The sequence below is a fragment of the Pseudoflavonifractor hominis genome (assembly GCF_014288125.1).
GTDB classification, from domain to species: domain Bacteria; phylum Bacillota; class Clostridia; order Oscillospirales; family Oscillospiraceae; genus Pseudoflavonifractor_A; species Pseudoflavonifractor_A gallinarum.
Genome location: NZ_JACOPR010000030.1, coordinates 1 through 855, shown reverse-complemented (window position 1 = coordinate 855; position 855 = coordinate 1). Strand labels below are relative to the sequence as shown.

Genomic DNA, 855 nt, shown 5'->3' with positions numbered 1-855 from the left:
TTCGGGCGGGAACATGTGATGATGGACTACTATCTGGAATTTCTGTTCCCGGAAAAACGGGTGCGCTACATCGCCGTTGCGGAGAATGAGGACACAGAGAAAGGGCTTTCCGATTTTGTCCCGTTCAAAAACCTGTTCAATGAATGGTTTGCGAAAGATACAAGCCGCAAGGTAAAGGCCGCTTTCAAAGCAAAGTTTGCCACAGGACAGCGTATCGGCGCTTATGCTCCCATCGGGTACAGGAAACACCCGGAAATCAAAAACAAGCTGATAATCGACGAGGAAACCCGCTGGATAGTGGAGAAGATTTTTGACCTCGCCATTCATGGCAGAGGGGCGGCCAGTATCACAAGAATACTGATTGCGGAAAAGGTTCCCACGCCGGGATTTATCAACTTCCAGCGTGACGGGACTTTCGCAAACATCTATGCGGGTGCGCCAGAGGAAAAAAGCTACGCATGGACGATAGCGCAGGTCAAGAGCATTATGAAAGACGAAACCTATATCGGCCATACCATCCACTACCGGGAAACAAACATTTCCTTTAAGAACAAGCGGAGGATACGCAAGCCCCAAAGTGAATGGGTGCGGGTGGAGAACACGCAGGAGCCGATTATCAGCGAACAGGTTTTCCGGCAGGTACAGGAGCAGATAGCAAACCGCCGCAGAAAATGCAAGGACGGTACAACACAGATTTTTTCCGGATTGGTAAAATGTTCGGATTGCGGCTGGTCGTTGTCCTATGGGGAGAACAGGCAGAACAGCAAGCCTTACGGCCATTATCATTGTAGCAAGTACGGACAGGGCACACGCCAATGCTCCATGCATTATATCCGCTATGATGTGCTTTACGCC

General features: G+C 50.1%; 1 protein-coding gene. It reads left to right on the top strand.

Going from position 1 to position 855, the window contains the following annotated elements:
- Positions 1 to 855 (top strand): recombinase family protein (locus H8S34_RS14985; protein ID WP_243208051.1); only part of this gene is annotated, 855 nt, incomplete at both ends.